This window comes from Sphaerisporangium melleum (assembly GCF_014646695.1).
Lineage (GTDB): Bacteria > Actinomycetota > Actinomycetes > Streptosporangiales > Streptosporangiaceae > Sphaerisporangium > Sphaerisporangium melleum.
This window is the reverse complement of sequence record NZ_BMNT01000165.1, coordinates 1-503: the sequence shown is the minus strand read 5'-3', so window position 1 is coordinate 503 and position 503 is coordinate 1. Positions and strand designations below refer to the sequence as shown.

The 503-nt window shown below is 69.6% G+C and carries 1 protein-coding gene; it reads left to right on the top strand.

Translation table 11 applies throughout. The features are described from left to right. Positions 1–503: polyketide synthase dehydratase domain-containing protein (locus IEY93_RS37665; RefSeq protein ID WP_189167908.1), on the top strand; the 503-nt coding region annotated here is incomplete at both ends.

The window sequence follows — 503 nt, the reverse complement described above, 5'->3', positions numbered from 1 at the left end:
TGCGGCGTTCGTGGAGTTGGCGCTGCAGGTGGGGGCCGAGGCCGGGTGTGGGTCGCTGGAGGAGTTGACCATCGGGGCGCCTTTGGTGGTGCCGGTGGCCGGTGGTGTTCGGTTGCAGGTGCTGCTGGGTGGGGTGGACGAGGACGGCCGGCGTCCGGTGACGATCCACTCCCAGTTGGAGGACGCCGCAGGCTGGACCCAGCACGCGCAGGGCATGTTGATCGCCGCCTCGGAGTTGGAGCCGATCGAGAGGATGGAGCAGTGGCCGCCGGCCGGTGCTCAGCCGGTCTCGGTTGACGGTCTGTACGAGGACCTCGCGCAGGTGGGTCTTGGGTATGGGCCGGTGTTCCAGGGTGTGGTGGCGGCGTGGCGTGCGGGTGGGGTGGTGTACGCCGAGGTCGTGCTGCCGGAGCAGGGTCGGGTGGATGTTTCGCGGTTCGGGGTGCATCCGGCGTTGCTGGATGCGGCGTTGCATGGGATCGGGTTGGGTGGTCTGCTGCCGG